The organism is Haladaptatus sp. DYF46 (assembly GCF_021083305.1).
Lineage (GTDB): Archaea > Halobacteriota > Halobacteria > Halobacteriales > Haladaptataceae > Haladaptatus.
Genome location: NZ_JAJFAY010000006.1, coordinates 62,671 through 80,562, shown reverse-complemented (window position 1 = coordinate 80,562; position 17,892 = coordinate 62,671). Strand labels below are relative to the sequence as shown.

Below are 17,892 nucleotides of genomic sequence, written 5' to 3'. Positions count from 1 at the left end.
TTACATCGACGGCCCGATGCGGGTTATCGCGAACTCGGTCAGTCCGTGTTCGTCGACGGCACAGGGGTGGCCGTCCGCGACGGTTCGAATCGAGGACAGAAGGTCCTCCGACGTTGCCGTCGTTGCATCCACGTCGATGTCGTCCGCGAGCGCACCGACCGTGGACTCCTCCCCCGAGATTTTCAGAACCGGAACGGTCGGATGCCCCGCCGGGATTCCGTCGGCGGTGAGGTGGAGGATGAGTTCCGAACCGGCGGCGACCAAACCGGTCGCCGCCTCCTCGAATCTCGACGGCGCATCGAGAATCGCGAGACCCGAATCGAGGGACGACGCGGACCCGTACTCGACGACCTCCCCGATGTCTTCCGCTCCCCACTCCCGCGTTATCTCCTCGAAATCGAGCGACGCGGCACGCATCCCGACTCGCGTCGCACGAGGTGGTTGGTTTCGATGGCGTGAGAGCAGTCCGTCGAGTCGTGCGTTCGCACCCGACGCCGTCCGGGCGCGTGCCGCCTCCGGATGTGCGAGCACGCGCTCGGTTCCCGCGACGACGACCCGTGCGCCCATCCCGACCAGCTCGTCGATCGCCTCCCCGACCAGCGGACCGGCCGTCTCGCGCGTACTCTCACGGAGGTCGCTCGAAACGACGCCGACCGTCAGGTCGCCGAGCGAAATCGACCGTTCCCGCGTATCGGCCTGCGTCCACAACTCGCGTGCCAGTTCGATTCCGCGTTCGACGCAGGCGTCGGTCCCGCCGACCTCCTGAATCGAAAGCTCGCGCACCGGAACCCCTCTGTCGGCGAGGTCGTGGGCGACGTCGTTGCTCTGCACCTCCTCACAGCCCAATCCGACGACGACGACGCCCGACACGTTCGGATTCGTCCCGATTCCGACGAGCGTCCGGGCCGTCTGCTCGTTGTCCGCGCCGAGTTGCGCACACCCGTGGTCGTGCGGGGTCGCGCGGGCGTACGGAAGTTCGTCCGCGATGCGCTCGGCGACGAGGTGGGAGCAGATGACCGACGGGACGACGAGTACGTGATTCCGTATCCCGACGGTTCCGTCCGGCCGTTCGTAGCCGTCGATGGCGTCCGTCATCGCTTCCCCTCCTGTTGGTCGCCTCTGCCACGCGTGCTCTCACAGTTGTGCGTGTGGACCCAGCTACCGGGCGGAACGTCGTCGGTCGCACGGCCGATGACGGCCCCGTACTTGAAAATATCGTCACCCCGGTCGATGGGTTCGAGCGCGAACTTGTGACCGAAGGGAACCTCGTCCGAGAGCGTCACATCACGCTTCCCGTCCGAGAGCGTTCTCCCGGTTTCAAGGTCCTCGAGGGCCGTCGCGACCGAATCACGACGGTCCATGACGAGCGCGGCGTCGTCGATGACGTCGCCTTTCATGCCGTTCCCTCCAGTTCCTCCGGCTGAATCTCGTTGATGGCGAACTCCTCTAACCGACGCCGTTCCGCTTCGGTTCGGCGGCCGTCCGCGACGTCCCTGATGGTCTCGAACAGTCGCTCACCCACGGTCTCGATTTCCTCACCTTGGACGATGGTCGAGGCGTTTACGTCCATGTTGTTCCGCATCTTCTCCCACGTGTGGGGATTGCCGGTCACTTTGATGACCGGCGCGATGGGGTTCCCGGTCGTCGACCCTCGACCGGTGGTGAACGCGACGATTTGTGCGCCGCCAGCTACCTTCGCCACGACGCTCTCGACGTCGTATCCGGGCGTGTCCATGAGGACGAGTCCGCCGCCCGTCGGCAGCGTTTCGGCGTACTCGACGAGGCCCCGTACGGGCGTCGTCCCGCCTTTGGCGATGGCTCCCAGGCTCTTTTCCTCGATGGTCGTCAGTCCACCTTCCTGATTTCCCGGCGTGGGCTGTGCCCCCCGGAGGTCGACGCCCATCAACTTCGCCTGTCCTTCGCGTGCTTCGACCCGTTCGAGGAGTCGTTCTCGAACCTCGTCGGTCGCACAGCGGTCGGCGAGGATGTGTTCGGCACCGATGAACTCCGGCGTTTCGCTGAAACTGACGGTCCCACCGGCGGCGACGATTCGGTCCGCCGCGTTCCCGACTGCCGGATTGGACGCGATACCGCTCGTCGCGTCGCTCCCGCCGCACTCCGCTCCGAATATCAGTTCCGACATATCGGCTTCCTCCCGCCGCGCGTCGGCGATTCCTTCGTGAAGCGTTTCCGCGATTCGCTGGCCGTCGGCGAGGGCACGTTTCGTTCCTCCACAGTCGCGAATCGAGAGCGTCTCGACAGGTTTTCCGGTCGTCGCGATGCCGTCAGCGAGCGCTTCGGCGTCGATATCTTCGGTTCCGAGTTCGATGACGACTGCCGCCCCGACGTTCGGATTCCGGCCGATTCCGGTGAGAACGCGCTCGGTCTGTTTCCGTGCCGGTTTCGGTTGCGTCGTGCCCATCTGATGTGGCGTCGCCCGCGCCCACTCGCCCGCTTCCCCCGCGATGTGGCGAGCGACCGGGCTGGCGGCCACGGACGTCGGAACGAGGGCGACGTAGTTGCGGACGCCGACACGGCCGTCGTCTCGGCGATACCCGTGAAACGTGGTACTCATACACTCACACCGTTCTCGGAGGAGAGCAATAGGTATTACTCCGTGTTCGGTGGAAAACGCCTCGAAAGGTAGTCCACCGCGGGGGAAGCCAGTGGTTCTCCCTATCGGTGAATCGGGGCGCGTACCGTCGGAAACCCGCTATCGTCGGCCGTAAGTTCGCTACCGTCGGTCGAAAGTTTGCTACCGTCGGTCGTCCGTCCGTTCGAGAAGCCCTTTCAGATAGCCGATGGCGTAGAGTCGCCCCAACGTCATGTAGCCGGGGTTGTCGTTCGACTCGGTCGCCATGGTTTGGACGTGGTCCGGTCGAACCGGTCCCTCGAAACCGATATCCCGATACGCCTCGACGCACTCCAGCATGTCCGTCGGGCCGTCGTCGTGCCACGTTTCGACGAACTTTTCGGCGGTTCCGTCCACGTCGCGGAAGTGCACGAAGTTGATACGGTCGCCGAAGTGTCGGATGGCCTCCGGAACGTCCGCCCCCATCGCGGCGAAGTTACCCTGACAGAAGGTGATGCCGTTGTATTCGCTGTCGTAGATGTCGAGTACCCGGTCGTAGGCCTCCACGCTGGTGATGATACGGTCGACCCCGCGAACGTTCCCCAGCGGCGGGTCGTCGGGGTGAAGGGCGAGCTTCACGCCGGCTTCCTCCGCGACCGGAACGACCTCCGTCAGAAAGTGTTCGAGGCCGCCCCAGAGCTCCTCGCCGTCGACGGGTGCCAGCGGTTGGTCGGGGCCGCGCTGCATGAGGTCGTGGTCGTATCCGGTCGTGAGCGACCCGCCCCGCGACGGGAGCGCAGTCGACGTGCGCGCCCAGCGGAGCCCGGCCATCCAGTCGTACGCGACGACCGGCACGCCGAGTTCGCCGAGGTTTCGGAGGTACCGTTTGAACCGTTCTATCTCCTCGTCGCGTCCGTCCCGTCCGAGTCGCGTCGCGTCGGAAATCGGGACACACCCCTCGATGACGTCGACATCGATGCCGAAGTCAGCGAACCGCTGGGTCAGTTCCATGAGGTCCTCGAAGCGCCACGGTTTGCTCCCGTCGCCGATTTCGAGCGTGTGGACGACCGCCCGTTCGACGCCCATCTGTTTGGCGAGTTCCCATCGCTCGTCACGCTCCGGTGGCAGTATGAGTGCTGGCTCCATGGTGGATGTGTCTCTCGTCAGGGGGTATCACTGTTTCTCTCTTTCGACGACCAGTTGCAACGTGGGGAGGGTGCTGGAACGTCAGCGCCCGCGAGGTGCGAGTATCTCGACCGGATGCTTCACCGACTCGTCCAACAGGTCGGCGAGTTGCTCGGTGCACGACGTTCCGGACGCGACAATGGTTCGGTCGGTTTCGTCTGCGAACTGGTCACGGAGCGTCGTCCCGACGTCCATGCTCAACTCGTAGTACTCCGATTTGTACCCGAAACTTCCGGCCATGCCGCAGCACTCCACGTCCGACGTGACCACGTCGTACCCGAGCCGTTCGAACACCGCCTCGGTGTACACGTCGAGTCCCAACGTTCGTTGCTGACAGTGGCTGTGATAGGCGATTCTCGGGGCGTCGTGCGGGAGTACGTCCGAATCCGCGCCGTTTTCCAGCAGCCCGAAGACGTATTCCATAACCTCGTAACTGTTCTCGGAGAGGGTTTCGAACGCGCGGGCGGGGAGTAGCTTTTCGTACTCCCGCCGGAACATGGCGAGGTCGCTCGGTTCCACGACGACCACGTCCCGACCGCGGTCGATGTCCCGACGAAGACGGTCGAACACGCGTCGAGCCTTCGACTCGGCCGTGTCGATCATCCCTTGGGAAAGCGGGGCGCGCCCGCTTCCGGGAACGTCCGGAACGACGACTTCGACGCCGAGGGATTCGAGGAGGGTCACCGCGGCCTTCCCACGTTCCACGAGGACGTAGTTGGTGTAGACGTCCGGATAGAGGACGGCGGTTCGGTCGGCATCGGGAACGTGGCTCCCGCCCCGCGCTTCGAACCACTCGACGAGGGATTCGTCCCGGAAGGTCGGGAGGTCGCGACGCTCGTCGATACCCGCGAGTCGGCTCATCGCGGCTCTGACCGGTGACGACCCGAGCAATCGGTTCGAAACCGGCGCGGTTCTGCTCGCGACCTTCGCCATCGTCTCGAAGTTGCCGAACGCTCGTTTCTGTAGGTCGAGACCCGCCGGTTCCTCGTCCGGGGTCAACCCCTCGACGAGGAAGTCGAACTTCGAGGGGTCGTGGTCGCGGTTGAGGCGGTCGCGGACGACCGTGTTTATCCACGGGATGTCGATCTTCACCGGACAGGCGTTGACGCAGCGCGAACAGCCGGTACAGAGGTCGTTGAACTCGGCGGCGCTGTCGATGCCGTGGACGCCCGTTTCCCACCCGGTGGCGATGCCGCCGGTGTACGTCTCTCCGCCGAAGGCGTGGCCGCCGACGTGCTGGAAGTTCGCACACGAGTTCGCGCAGGCCCCACACCGGATACAGTACAGCGTCTCGCGCAGTTGGTCGTCCTCGCGCATCGCCATGCGTCCGTTGTCGACGAGGACCAGATGGAACTCCCGGTCGCGCTGGTTTCCGAACGCCGGGTCGTCGGGGTTCTCGAAGTCCAACGTGGGGGATTCTGTCGGCGGGCTAAACAGCGAGACGTACTGAGCGATGTCCTGTCCCGTGGCCGACCGGGCGATGAGTTCCACGAACGGACCGAGGTCCGACAGCGACGGGAGTATCTTCTCGACGCCGGCGACCGCGACGTGGGTGTCGGGCGTCACCGCACACTTACGCGCGTTACCCTCGTTGGTGACGAGGGTTATCGTCCCCGAGTCGGCCAGCACGAAGTTCGCGCCGGTCATGCCGACGTCGGCAGCACAAATCCGCTCGCCCAGATAATCACGAGCGAACTCGGTGAGTTCCTCCGCCGTCTCGAACGGTTCGTCCGGGTCGAAGTACTCGTTGAACAGGTCCGCGACGTCGTCCGTCGTTCGGTGTAACGACGGCCCGACGAGGTGCGACGGCGCTTCGTCCGCGATTTGAATGACGAACTCCCCGAGGTCAGTCTCCCAGACGTCTACGTCGTCGGCTTCCAGTTGCTCGTTTACTTCGAGTTCCTCCGTCGTCATGGACTTGCTCTTCACCAGCGAGTCGGCGTCGGTATCTTCGGCGACCTCCCGAATGTAGGCGTTCGCGTCCGCGGCGTCGTCCGCGACGTACAGATGACCGCCGTTGTCCTCCACTGACTCGCGGAGGGTTTCCACCAGTTCCGGAAGTCTGTCGATGGCGTCCTCCTTGATGGCGCGGGCCTCCTCACGAACCGCCTCGTAGCCCGCGAACTCCTCGACGGCGTCGTACCGTTCCTCGTTGAAGTGCGTCGTGTTCTCCTGAACGCTCTCTCCTTCCGTCTCCAGTAAATGGCGGATTTTCGCCGCCTTCTCGCGTCGGCTATCGCTGCTCATCTAGCGACCCTCCACGACGATGACGCGGACATCCGCCGGTCCGTGAACGCCCTCGACGAGCGCGCCCATGTCGCCGGTGGCGCTGACGCCGGTGGCGAAGACGGCGGAGCGCCGACCGTCGTCGAACTCGCCGTCGAGCCAATCGAGGGCGTCGCGGACGTCGGGGACGATGTCGCTCTCACGGATCACGGCGACATGGCGGGGCGGATAGAGGCTGACCGGTTCGGTTCCGTCTGCGGACGATTGCAACACCAAGCTTCCGTGAGCAGCTACGCCGAGCGCAGCGGGTGTGACGCCGGTTTTCGCGCCGGTTAGCTCCCCCGTCGATGGTGAACACGTCACGTCGGCGTCGTCGAGCGAGATTCCGTCGATATCCAACGCGACGCCGACCGCCGGCGGTTCGATGGCTTCCTCCAGCGCGTCGGCGAACGCATCGACGGCCGTCACTGTACACGGGACGTCGAGTTTTCGCAACGACGATTCGAACGTCGTCGTCGATTTCGTCGGCATGGCAGGACGTTGTGGAGGTGGCCTAATAACCATTCTTGTGGCGGCGATGCGCCCGTCCCGTCGATGGACGGGAAAAACGTCGGCAGGCCGGAAGTTCGACCCGTTATTCGAACACGTATTGCTACTCGTACACGTGTACGCTTCCGGTGGCGTTCGATTCGACGTACTCCCAGTCGTACTCCACGCCGAGTCCGGGGCCGTCGGGAACCGGAACGGTTCCGTCGTCGTCGACGACTTCGATCATGTCGGAGTAGTCGCCCAGATACACCGGCGGTTGGGTGTTCTGGCATTCGGGATGAACGAGCGCCATCTCGTAGTAGTTGGCGTTCCGCGTCGCGGCGATGCAGTGTCGCTGGGCCGGACCGGGTGCGTGAAACTCCGTATCGAGTCCGAAGCCTTCGGCCATTCGTGCGCGTTTCATCGCGCCCGTGATGCCGCCGTCGTACTCGGGGTCTGCACGGACGAAGTCGGTCGCCTCGTTCGCGACGAAATCGGTCGCGATTTCGAGACCACGGACGTGTTCCGTCTGGAGAATCGGGGTGTCGAGCGTCTGTCGAAGCTTTCGATGTGCGTGTTGTGAGATACCGCCGTCGCGGAACGGGTCCTCGTACCAGAAGAACCCCTCTTCGTCGAGCGCGCGGCCGAGTTTGACCGCGTCACCGAAGGTTTCGAGTTCACAGGCCGGGTCGTGCATCAGGTCCATCTCGTCGCCGACGCGTTCGCCGACGGCGTGGACGGCGGCGATTTCGCGGTCGAGGTCGCGGGAGGTATCCCCGCCGCCCCATCCGTGAATCTTGTAGCCGGGAAATCCCCTGTCACGACACTCCTCGGCGAAATCGGCGAACGCCTCCGGGGAGTCCAAGCCCCCGTTCTCGTCGCCGTGATAGGTGGACGCGTAGGCGGGAATGCGATCGCGGTACGTGCCGAGCAGTTCGTGAATCGGGGCGTCGTAATATTTCCCCGCGAAATCCCACAGCGCGATGTCGATGGGACCGATTCCCATCCGGTCGTACTTTCTCAGCGCGCGCTTGACTTCGCTCCAGTGTTTTTCACGTTCGAGCGGGTTCTTTCCGACGAGATAGTCCGCGACGGTGTTGTACTGGGCGGCACCGGGGGAGTTTCCGCCGATATATTCCCCCGAGATACCCGTGTCGGTCTGTACTTCGATGGCGAACAGTTTCCGCTCCGTCGTCGAACCGGGTTCGTAAACGAGGTTGAAGCCGTGTTCATCGGTTCCTACGTCCTGTAATGGGTACGAAAACTCCGTACTCACTATTTTCGTTATTTCTGGTCCCACAGTATCCGATTCCGATGTGGCCGTATATAATTTATCTCTCCTCGGCGGGCTTCCGGAGAACTGGAGACGGGCGACCGTATCGCTGATGGTTCGGAGGGTTCGAAGCGTGAAACGGTGCAGAGGGTGACGATTATCGATCAGTAGTTGATGTTGAGTTCGATGACGTTGGCCGCGTTGAGTACCCGTTTCGACAGTTCATCGTGGAGGTCATCGTCGCTCACCCTGCTCGCGGGAGCGGAGACGCTGATGGCACCCAACACCTCGTTCGAGGAGGTGCGTACCGGTGCTGCGATACAGCGGAGGCCCTCCAATCGTTCCCCGTCGTCGATGGCGTATCCTCGCTCGCGGACCTCTTCCAGCGTCTCGAACAGTTCCTCTCTCGTACCGATGCTCTGTGGCGTGGCCCGTTCGAGCCCGTGCCGCTCGACGATTTCGTCGACGCGCTCCTCGGGCAGGTGCGCGAGAATCGCTTTTCCGAGTCCCGTCGTGTGGAGGTACGTTCGGAGACCGGCGTGCGTGTCCAAATCGACCGCTTTCGCGCCTTTGGCTCGCATCAGGTAGACGCCCTTTCCCTGTTCTTCCACGAGGAGATTCGCGAGCTCGCCGGTTTCGTCCGCGAGCGCTTTGATTTCCGGCTCCGCAACCTCGTAGAGTTCCATCGATTTCCGGGTGTGGCCGCCCACTTCGAGGAACTTCAGCCCGAGACGATACTCGCCGCCGGTCTTGACGACGTATCCGTGTTTCCGAAGCGTCGTCAAGTGGTTGTGGACCATGCTCTTTCCCATGTTCGATCCGTCGGCGAGCTCCGTCACGCCACACGAACCCCGTTCCATCAACTCCTCGACCAAGGCGAGCGTTTTTTCGGTGGTTTGCACCGGGTGTTTTGCGTCCATGTCAATGGAAGGCACACATTCATCACCCATAAGCATTCTGGAGACCAGAACGGAAAGAAAAACGACCAAACCTGTTCGAATCGCGCACCCGAAACCGAACGGCATGCTTCGCTCGCCCGAGAACGCATCACGCTCCTTGTACCGTCCCATCGAACGACGTTTTCGATCACTCGGCGGTTCGATCCGAGGCGGGATTCAGTCGGCGTCTTCGACTCGCGTCTCCGTGAAATAGGTTCGGCCGGTCGTCGGGATGTCCATCGTCGAAGTGACCGCGAACTTCCCGAAGAAGGCGGACGAGAAACCGTCGCACCGTCGATGGATCCCCGTCCTCGTCTTGATTTCGACGGTGGAAGGACTGAACCGTTCTCCGTTACAAAACGGAGAAGGCGAATCGACGTATCCATTGACTGTTCGGCAGAATTGTTGTGACTACCGTCGACAGTAGGAAAAAGAAACGAACGCGGAGCAGTGTACGTCGGTGAGCGCTATTCGCCCCGTAACGTGAGGTGGAGCTGTCATTTCGGTACCGTTCTCCGCGTTCCACGGTTTAGAACGTCACGATCATCGATTGACGGTCGAGTAGGTTGCCGCAACCGACCGAACCTTATGCTCCAGATTCCGTATGTGGAAGTCATGACCGACAAAACCAGCGTGCTTCTCATCGGGGAGAACACGTTTCCCTTCCACGAATTCGACGAAATGGCACCACGTATCGAGGACGCTCTCGGGGACGACGTAGCCGTGACTCGAACGACGGACCGAGATTCCCTGCGCAGCCTCGCCGACTACGACGTCCTCGCCGACTATCTCACCGACAGCTCCCTTTCCAGTGCTCAGCGAGACGGTCTCTGCTCGTTCGTCGCGGATGGTGGCGGTTATCTCGGGATACACTGTGCCGCGGACATCACCAGTACCCACGACGGGTCCGGTGGCATCGACCACCGGGACGAACCGTTCCCGGAACTCCGGGAGTTGCTTGGCGGACACTTCATCGGCCATCCGGAGCAATCGACGTTTCGAGTCGATATCGTCGACATCGATCACCCGGTTACCGCTGGGGTCGAGGATTTCGACGTGTTCGACGAACCGTACACGGTCGATTACGATGAGGACGGGATACGCGTCCTCGCTCGGATGGACCACCCCGATCTCGACGACTATCCGGTCGCGTGGGTACGGACGGTCGGCGACGGAAACGTCTGCTACGTCTCGCTCGGGCACACAGCCGAGGCGTTCGAAAACCCGCAGTACCGACGCCTCCTTCGAAACGCCGTTCGATGGGTGAGTGCCTGATCGGCGTCTTACTTTTCCACCGTTACGTCTGTAGGAGTTCCCTCGATCACGAGCAGATCATAGCCGGGAACGGTTTCCTCGCCTAACCGAACGTCCGCATCGCCGACGTCGACGTCTATCGGTTCGCCGCCGTAATTGAACACCCACGTCAGATCGCCGCGGTGGGCAACCCGGACGCGGTCCGGGAGCGGGTCGGCCGCGTGTGTGACGTTGGCCCGCGTGAGCACGTCGGAGACGAGGGCGTCCGCGAGGTCGGCGTCCGGCCAGATCCCGACGTAAGCGACCGACCCAGGTTCGGCTTCACGCACGGTGATGGCCGTACATCCCTCGCCGATCCCGGTCGCGTACTGCCCCACGACCCTCGCGTCGTCGGCGTCGATCCACTCCGCCCACGTTCGATATCCGTACCGTTCGCCCCGATACGAGAGGTGGGTGTCGGACGAGTCCGCCGGGACGCTCTCGTGCTGATCGACGCGAACACCCGCGAGGTCGGCGAGCGGTCCCGGCGGTCGCGTGGCATGAAGCTTGTTGTGCGGGTCCTTCTCCCCCGAACGAATCGTGAACAACAGATGACCGCCGCTCTCGACGTATCGTCGGAAGGTCGACGCGACATCGTCGCCGACGAGGTGCAGCGATGGGGCGAGGACCGCATCGTAGTCTTCGAAGTCGGCGTCGGTCGGAAGTACGTCCACTTGTACGCCCCGACCGCGAAGCGCGTGGTAGTACGTGTGGAGGTGGCTCCAATAGTCGAAATCGGGCGACATCGCCTGTTCGTCGAGCGCCCAGAGGCTTTCGTAGTCGAGGACGAGCGCGACGGGAGCGCTGACCGAGCCCCGGTCGAGATCGGCGAGTTCCGCCGCCGCCGTCGTCGCGTCGTGGTATCCGCGATCGGCGGTCCCGTCCCGCTTTCGAAGCCCGGCGTGATACTGCTCCTGTCCCTCCAGACACCGTCGCCACCTGAAGTAGGAGACGACGTCGGCACCGTGAGCGACCGCGTGGTGTGCCCAGAGACGCATCGCACCCGCTGCCGGTTGGGTGGTCTCGGGCGGCCAGTTGATCGACCCCGGCTGTTGCTCCATCACCCAGAAGTCCCCGGGTGCGGCGCAGCGATAGCGGTCGTGATTGAATCCGATCTGGTCCGGGTTTCCGAGCCGAAGTTCGTCCGCATCGGCCGGATCGTCGCCGGCGACTTGGGGGAATCCGGTCGGATACGAATCCCACGCGGCGAAGTCGAGATCGTCGCCGACGTCGTAGGGGTCTAGCTGGCCGAAATCGAACATGAAGTTGTGGGTGACGAACCAGTCGTCGTTCGCCTCCCGCAGTCGATCCGCTTGCGACCGGTTGTAGGATACGACGCTCGCGCTCGCGAAGCGGTGGTAGTCGAGCAACCGTCCCGGATGGTGATCGGTGACCGTGTGACGCGGCGGGTCGATCTCCTCGAAATCGGTGTGATGCTGGCTCCAGAACGTCGTCCCCCACGACTCGTTCAGCGAGTCGATACCGCCGTACTTCTCACGCAGCCAGTTCCGAAAGGCCGTCGCGCAGTCGTCGCAGTAGCATCGGATGGTGTCGTGGCAGCCGTACTCGTTGTCGGTCTGCCAGCCGACGACCGCCGGATGGTCGGCGAAGTGTTCGGCGAGGGCGGTGACGATGCGGTCGGTCTGCTCTCGGTAGGTCTCCGAGTTGAAGCAGTAGTGTCGCCGACTGCCGAAGTGGCGGACGCCCCCGTCCGGTTCCTCCTGAAGGATGTCCGGATGCTCGTCGACCAACCACTTGGGTGGCGTCGCCGTGGGGGTACATAGTACCGCCTTCATCCCATGCTCGTGCACGAGATCGACCGCGGTTTCGAGCCACTCGAAGTCGAGTTCGCCGGGTCGCGGTTCGAGTCTCGACCAGGAGAACTCGCCCATGCGGACGTATTCGATTCCCGCCGCGGCCATCTGCTCGACATCGATGGTCCACCGTTCGCGGGGCCAGTGTTCCGGAAAATAACACACGCCTATCGACATACCTTCGTGTGGCGTGGAAACTATTATCAAGCTATCGGTGGCATCGAACGGCGCTCGTTCTCGACTCCGAATTCTCGCCACTCACGTCATCGAGGTGAATACGACGAAGGCGACGGTCGTCGGAAGCAGTGCTATCGTGCTTCGAATCCGACCGAGATCGTAGTGCCGTGCGAGCACCGGCCGAAGAAGGAGCGCGCAGAGAAGCCATCCGCTGATCCGGAGCAGCCGTACGATTTGCATCTGCTGTGTGCTCCGGATGTTCATCCGTACTTCCATGATCTTCGGTGCCATCTGTGAGACGTTGCCGCCGGAAACGGCGGCGATGCCGACGTCCGAGCCGGAAATCGTGAGCGCGAGAACGGATGCGACCACGAAAATCGGAACGAACACCACGGAGAGGTACCCGCCGACTTTGAACGTGGTGACGTCGAGACTTCGATTGGAGGCGATCAACCCGGCGATCGCGCCGATCGTTCCGAAGAAAAAGAACAGCAGCAACAGGGTCTGGAAACTCGTGTAGACGAAGTTGAGGACGAACGCCGACAGCAGCGACGGGAACGGTTCCCCGCCCTTCATCACTCCCGGTTCGATGAGGTACGTAAATCCGCTCCGAAAGAGGACGTGGGCGAACACGCCGATCGCGGGCGCCGTCCAGCCGTAATATTCGATGGATTCGGCCGCCTCGCCGAAGTCATCCGCGTCGAGAAAGGCCCGCCACGCGTCGGTGGTCGAATCGACCCTGGCGCGCCAGGCCCCGTATGCAGTTTCGAACGCCATGCAACGTCCAATTTCACTAGACTGTCAAGGGTGTTTCGACTAGACACCGAGCTTCGGGACGTTCGGTACCAAAATGTTATTACCATCCCGGGGAATGTAGTGAGACGAAGTAGCATGGTGAAATACTATCAGTTACGGAATCAGTTTCTCAACCGAGTTTCGCTACCGCGAAAGTATCGCCACCTCCTGTCGAAGGAGAGCGTCTGGGGTTGGTTGTTTCTCGTTCCGACCCTGGTCTCGCTCGGTCTGGTAAGCGTCTATCCCGTCTTCCGTGCGGCGTACCTGAGCATGAACGAGTACAACGGAATCACCCCGCCGACGTGGGTCGGCCCGGCACACTACGTGAAGATACTGTCGGGGTGGCCGGAGTTCTGGCAGGTGTTGCTCAACACCGTCTCGTGGGCGTTCGGCTCGATCATCATCATGCTCCTCGTCGGGATGGGTTTCGCCGTCCTTCTCAACCGCGAATTTCGAGGGCGAAACGTCGTACAGGGGTTGCTCTTGCTGCCGTGGGCGATGCCGTACATCGCCGTGGCGCTGAACTTCCAGTGGATGTACAACTACAATCTCGGGGTGTTCAACGGCCTCTTGCGGCTGGTCGGCCTCGGCGCGATTCCGTGGATCGGGAGTTCGAAGTTCGCGCTGTTTTCGGCCATGCTCGGCTGGGTGTGGCGAAACTTCCCGTTCTTCATGATCAGCTTCCTCGCCGCGATGAAAGCGATTCCCGATTCGCTGTACGAGGCGGCGCTCGTCGACGGCTCCTCCCGATGGGAGCTGTTCCGCCACATTACGCTTCCGTACCTACAGCCGGTTATCATCGTGACGACACTGCTGATGAGTCTGTGGACGTTCAACAATTTCACCATGATATTCGTGCTGACGAGCGGTGGTCCGGGGATGTCCTCGATGGTGCTTCCGGTGTACGTGTACAACAACGCGTTCCTGTCGAACTCCGTCGGGTTGGCGAGCGCCATCGGAATGGTCATGATGGTCATCATGCTCGGGTACGGACTGGTGTACCTCCAGCTCTACCGGCAGGACATCGGTCAGGTGTGAGGTGAACACGATATGGCAACCAAATCACCGCAATCGAACTCGTCGTTCCTGAACGACCCGATGCTCAGAACGATCGGATTCCACGCGTTCGTGTGGAGTCTCACGCTCATCGTCCTGTTCCCCATCATCTGGATGGTCGTCACGTCGGTGAACGTGACGACCGTCGAGGAGCTAACGCAAATCGGTATCACTGGCTGGCTAAGCGGGGTGAGCCTGAACAACTACATGACGATGCTGAACCAGACGACGTTTCTCACGTGGTTCATCAACAGCGCCATCGTCTCGCTGGCGTCCACGCTCATCAGCATCGTCGTCTGTATCTTCGGGGCGTACAGCATCGGACGATTGCGATTCCGCGGTCGAAAGTTGGTCGCGACGTTCCTCCTCATCACGCAGATGTTCCCGTACGTCGTCATCGTCATCCCGCTGTTTCTCGTCTTCCGTGACCTCGGGCTGTTCAACACGCTCACCGGCCTCGTCATCGCGTACATCGCCTTCACGTTACCGTTTACCACGTGGATGTTGCGGGGATTCTACGAGAACCTCCCCGCCCAACTAGAAGAGGCGGCGATGGTCGACGGCAGCACCCGAATCGGGGCGGTCATCAGTGTCATTCTCCCGCTGTCCGCGCCCGCCATCGCGACGACGTTCATCTTCGGGTGGATTCTGGCGTGGAACGAGTTTCTCTTCGCGCTCGTGCTCATCAACGACCCGACCAAGAAGACGTTGCCGCCGGGAATCGGCTCGTGGATCGGACAGAACACGGTCAACTGGGGGCTCATCATGGCCGGTTCGACGGCCGTCAGTTTGCCGCTCCTCCTGCTGTTCGTCTTCCTCCAACGCTACCTCGTCGAGGGACTGGCGGAGGGTGCCGTCAAGTCGTAACGGACGTCCGCGGGCAGAACGACACGAATTTTCACAAAAGTAAAGTCGGGTGGGGTCCGTTCTGTTTTCTATGGAGCAACCACCTACTTCCCCATCCGGTCAAATCTCCGGATACACCCGTTTCGACCGGTCCGAAACGAGTGAAATCATCAGCACCGCGGCCGAGGAGATGGGGAGCCTCGTCCGGAGCACGCTCGGACCGTCGGGCCTCGACAAACTCGTCGTTCGCCGACAGCAAGACGACGAAATTCGCGGACTCGCGAGCAACGATGGGATTTCCATCATCGAGGAGTTCGAGGGGGAGACGAACCATCCGGTCGCACAACACCTCATCGAAACGGCGGAGGCACAGGAGGACGACTTCGGGGATGGGACGACGACGACGGTACTGCTGACGAGCGAACTGCTCACCGCCGGGCTCGACCTCGTCGCCGAGGGCGTCGCCCCGACGACCGTCATCGAGGGGTTCTCCATCGCCGCCCAGCGGACGCTCGAAGTCTGGGATGGTTCCAGCGTCTCGCTAGCGTCGTCAAACGGTGCATCGCTCGACCGCGACCTCCTTCGGAACGTGGCGATAACCGGGATGACGAACGGGAGCACGAAATCCTGGTCGCTGCACGGCCTCGCCGACCCCGTCGTGGAGGCCGTCCTCCGTGTGTCGAACCCGCAAACCGGTTCGGTGGACCTCTCGTTCGTCCGAACGGAGGCGATGCCGGGCGGGGGCGTCGCCGATTCGTCCCTCGTGCCCGGTGCGTTCCTTCCCAAGGAACCGTACTGGGGAACCGGCGAACTGCCGGTCGAGGGACCGGCGCTGCTGGTCGGCGGCGACGTGGCACCCCGGGACCCGGCGTTTCAGGGCAACGTGACGGCGGACACGGACGGGTTCGACGGCGTGCGGGCCGTGGACACACGACGGTTCGACGACATCGCGGCCGCGATTCGCGCGACAGGCGCGGTTGCCGTCCTCGCGAGCGGGGATATTCACCGCGATATCGCCCAAGAGCTGGGTAGCCGTGGCGTGCTCACGGTGCAGAACGTGAAGGATTCGCGCATCGAGTTCCTCGCCCGTGCGACTGGAGCAACGGTATCGACGCCGCTCGTTTCGGCCGACGTGGTGGATGCCGAAGCGACGGCACCCGTACGCATCGACCAACGGTTCGACCAGCAGGACGAGAGCTGGTTGGCAGTGATGGCGACCGGCCCGGATGTCCCCGAGGCTGTGTCGTTCGTCGTCCGCGGCGGCAGCGACTCCGTCGCCCGCGAAGCCGAGCGGCGGGTCAAGGACGGGTTGAACGCCGTTCGAGCGGCGGTGATGCGCCCGGAAGCGCTTCCCGGCGGCGGGGCGGCGGAAATCGCCGCGGCGGTGGCGCTTCGCGACTTCGCACCGGGCGTCCCCGGACGGGCACAGCTCGCGGTGGAAGCGTTCGCGGACGCGATAGAGACGATTCCGCTGACGCTGGCTCGGAACGCCGGTTGCGATGCGCTCGGTACCGTGCTCGACCTCCGGAGCCGTCACGCCGGCGGGAATGGACGGGCGGGAATCACCGCGAACGGAGTCGTCGTCGACGACGTGCTCGACCACGGCGCGTTCGACCCGCAACTCGTTCGGACCAGCGGATTCGTTCGCGGCGTCGAGTTCACGAACAGCTACCTCCGCATCGACGGCATCCTCTACAACGCGACCCCCGGCAGTCCGCTCGACGGAGCATCGTCGTAACTCGAAAAAGGGTCGATGGTGGCGAGAGCGGAGTTGCGTACGAATACGGGTGTCGCCGTCGAGTGGTCGGTCCCCATCTGATCGGCAGGGAGCCGTCCGTTTTCCTCAACCGGCTATCGAACCGGTGGGTCTTCCCGCTGTGTCTGCTTCTCGACGAGAAGGTTGTCGCCCGTCTCCTCGTCGAACAGGTGAATGTCTTCATCGTCGAAGGTGACGTACACCTCGTCGTCGACGTCGGGATTCACGTCCGGCGGGACGAACATAACGTATTCTCGCTCTTCGTCCACGTCCGCCCCCGTCGCCGCCGGCTCAAAGTACAGAAGGTTGTCCCGACCGAGCGGTTCGACCAGTTCGACGGTGACCGCGCTTGCGTTCCGGTGGGACGATTCGCACAGTTCGAGGTCCTCCGGTCGGATGCCGAGGACGAATCGGTCCGAGGCGGTGCGTTCGGCCTTCTCGGCGATCTCGTCCGAGAAGACGTGGTCGATCTGTCCCGTGAACCGAGCGACTCCTTGTCGGTCCTCGATGATTCCGTTGAAGATGTTCATACTCGGACTCCCGATGAACTGGGCCACGAACAGGTTCGTGGGGTCGTTGTACACCTCCCGTGGGCTGCCCACCTGCTGGAGTTCGCCGTGGTTCAGGATGGCGATTCGGTCCGACATCGTCATCGCCTCCTCCTGGTCGTGCGTGACGTAGATGGTGGTCGTGCCGAGTTCCTGTTGGATGCGATTGAGCTCCGTCCGCATGTGTTTGCGGAGTTTCGCGTCGAGGTTCGACAGCGGTTCGTCGAAGAGGAACACCTCCGGTTCGCGGACGATAGCGCGTCCCGTCGCCACGCGCTGTTTCTGTCCGCCGGACAGCTGACGGGGTTTGTTGTCGAGGAGTTCCGGGATGCCAAGCAGATCGGCCGTCTCCTCGACGCGTCGGTTGATTTCCGCCTTGTCGAGCGTCGTCGAACGCTTGAGCCCGAACGCGAGGTTTTCACGCACGCTGAGGTGCGGATACAGTGCGTAGTTCTGGAACACCATGGCGATATCCCGGTCACGAGGTGGGAGAAAATTCACGACTTCGTCGTCGATGGATATCTCCCCAGCCGTTATCTCTTCGAGCCCGGCGAGCATCCGGAGCGTCGTCGATTTGCCCGAACCGCTCGGCCCGACCAGCGTCAGGAATTCTCCGTCGGCGACCTCGAGTTCGAAATTATCGACCGCAACCGTTTTGCCGCCGTAGACTTTTTGAACGGAATCGAAAACTATTCGTCCCATATACCATGTTGATAGGGAACAGTTGTCTATAAAAATATTCCGTCGTCGTCGACGGGAATTTCCAATCAGATACGGCTCTCCGAACGGAGAAATCGTCGTTTCAGTGGATCGGGTGGCGGAGGTTATCGACCCGGACCGGACCTGACGGGACTCATGGATGTGGTGTCGGGAACGGCGGGTGTA

General features: G+C 62.6%; 15 protein-coding genes. 4 read left to right on the top strand and 11 right to left on the bottom strand.

Annotated elements, in window-relative coordinates:
* From LJF34_RS22255 to xacR, 8 genes are all read right to left on the bottom strand, one after another.
* Window positions 1-1,095, bottom strand: coding sequence for a UxaA family hydrolase (locus LJF34_RS22255; protein WP_231187922.1), 1,095 nt, complete (start codon window positions 1,093-1,095; stop codon window positions 1-3).
* Window positions 1,092-1,397, bottom strand: a complete 306-nt coding sequence (locus tag LJF34_RS22250; RefSeq protein WP_231187921.1) for a UxaA family hydrolase — start codon at window positions 1,395-1,397, stop codon at window positions 1,092-1,094. Before LJF34_RS22250 ends, LJF34_RS22255 begins: the two co-directional genes overlap by 4 nt.
* A complete protein-coding gene (locus LJF34_RS22245) occupies window positions 1,394-2,575 on the bottom strand; it encodes a UxaA family hydrolase (RefSeq protein ID WP_231187920.1) in 1,182 nt (393 codons plus the stop codon). The genes LJF34_RS22250 and LJF34_RS22245 overlap by 4 nt, the downstream gene beginning before the upstream one ends.
* Window positions 2,576-2,755: 180 nt before the next feature.
* The gene (locus tag LJF34_RS22240) at window positions 2,756-3,718 is read right to left on the bottom strand and encodes a mannonate dehydratase (protein ID WP_231187919.1); all 963 of its coding nucleotides are present in this window, start codon (window positions 3,716-3,718) and stop codon (window positions 2,756-2,758) included.
* Window positions 3,719-3,799: 81 nt separating this feature from the next.
* The gene (locus LJF34_RS22235) at window positions 3,800-6,004 is read right to left on the bottom strand and encodes an LUD domain-containing protein (RefSeq protein ID WP_231187918.1); all 2,205 of its coding nucleotides are present in this window, start codon (window positions 6,002-6,004) and stop codon (window positions 3,800-3,802) included.
* Window positions 6,005-6,514 carry an LUD domain-containing protein gene (locus LJF34_RS22230; RefSeq protein WP_231187917.1) on the bottom strand — a complete coding sequence of 170 codons (510 nt, stop codon included), beginning with the start codon at window positions 6,512-6,514 and terminating at the stop codon, window positions 6,005-6,007.
* A gap of 121 nt (window positions 6,515-6,635) precedes the next feature.
* Window positions 6,636-7,811 carry a mandelate racemase family protein gene (locus LJF34_RS22225; protein WP_231187916.1) on the bottom strand — a complete coding sequence of 392 codons (1,176 nt, stop codon included), beginning with the start codon at window positions 7,809-7,811 and terminating at the stop codon, window positions 6,636-6,638.
* Between the two features lie 137 nt (window positions 7,812-7,948).
* Window positions 7,949-8,704, bottom strand: a complete 756-nt coding sequence (gene xacR, locus LJF34_RS22220; protein ID WP_231187915.1) for an HTH-type transcriptional regulator XacR — start codon at window positions 8,702-8,704, stop codon at window positions 7,949-7,951.
* 633 nt (window positions 8,705-9,337) lie between these two features.
* On the opposite strand from xacR, the gene LJF34_RS22215 reads away from it, so the two are divergent.
* Window positions 9,338-9,997: a ThuA domain-containing protein gene (locus LJF34_RS22215; protein ID WP_231187914.1), complete on the top strand. Its 660-nt coding sequence runs from the start codon at window positions 9,338-9,340 to the stop codon at window positions 9,995-9,997.
* An 8-nt stretch (window positions 9,998-10,005) separates the two neighbouring features.
* On the opposite strand, the gene LJF34_RS22210 is transcribed toward LJF34_RS22215, so the two are convergent.
* Window positions 10,006-12,006, bottom strand: coding sequence for a beta-galactosidase (locus tag LJF34_RS22210; protein ID WP_231187912.1), 2,001 nt, complete (start codon window positions 12,004-12,006; stop codon window positions 10,006-10,008).
* Window positions 12,007-12,087: 81 nt separating this feature from the next.
* On the bottom strand, window positions 12,088-12,783 hold the full coding sequence (locus LJF34_RS22205; protein ID WP_231187910.1) for a hypothetical protein: 696 nt from the start codon (window positions 12,781-12,783) through the stop codon (window positions 12,088-12,090).
* A 99-nt stretch (window positions 12,784-12,882) separates the two neighbouring features.
* Here LJF34_RS22205 and LJF34_RS22200 point away from each other — a divergent pair, with 99 nt between their 5' ends.
* From LJF34_RS22200 to LJF34_RS22190, 3 genes are all read left to right on the top strand, one after another.
* Window positions 12,883-13,839, top strand: coding sequence for a sugar ABC transporter permease (locus LJF34_RS22200; RefSeq protein WP_231187909.1), 957 nt, complete (start codon window positions 12,883-12,885; stop codon window positions 13,837-13,839).
* Between the two features lie 12 nt (window positions 13,840-13,851).
* The gene (locus LJF34_RS22195) at window positions 13,852-14,724 is read left to right on the top strand and encodes a carbohydrate ABC transporter permease (RefSeq protein ID WP_231187907.1); all 873 of its coding nucleotides are present in this window, start codon (window positions 13,852-13,854) and stop codon (window positions 14,722-14,724) included.
* Window positions 14,725-14,794: 70 nt separating this feature from the next.
* A complete protein-coding gene (locus LJF34_RS22190) occupies window positions 14,795-16,441 on the top strand; it encodes a TCP-1/cpn60 chaperonin family protein (protein ID WP_231187905.1) in 1,647 nt (548 codons plus the stop codon).
* Window positions 16,442-16,554: 113 nt separating this feature from the next.
* Here LJF34_RS22190 and ugpC read toward each other — a convergent pair whose 3' ends face one another.
* Window positions 16,555-17,709, bottom strand: coding sequence for a sn-glycerol-3-phosphate ABC transporter ATP-binding protein UgpC (gene ugpC, locus LJF34_RS22185; RefSeq protein ID WP_231187904.1), 1,155 nt, complete (start codon window positions 17,707-17,709; stop codon window positions 16,555-16,557).
* Between the last annotated feature and the right edge of the window lie 183 nt (window positions 17,710-17,892).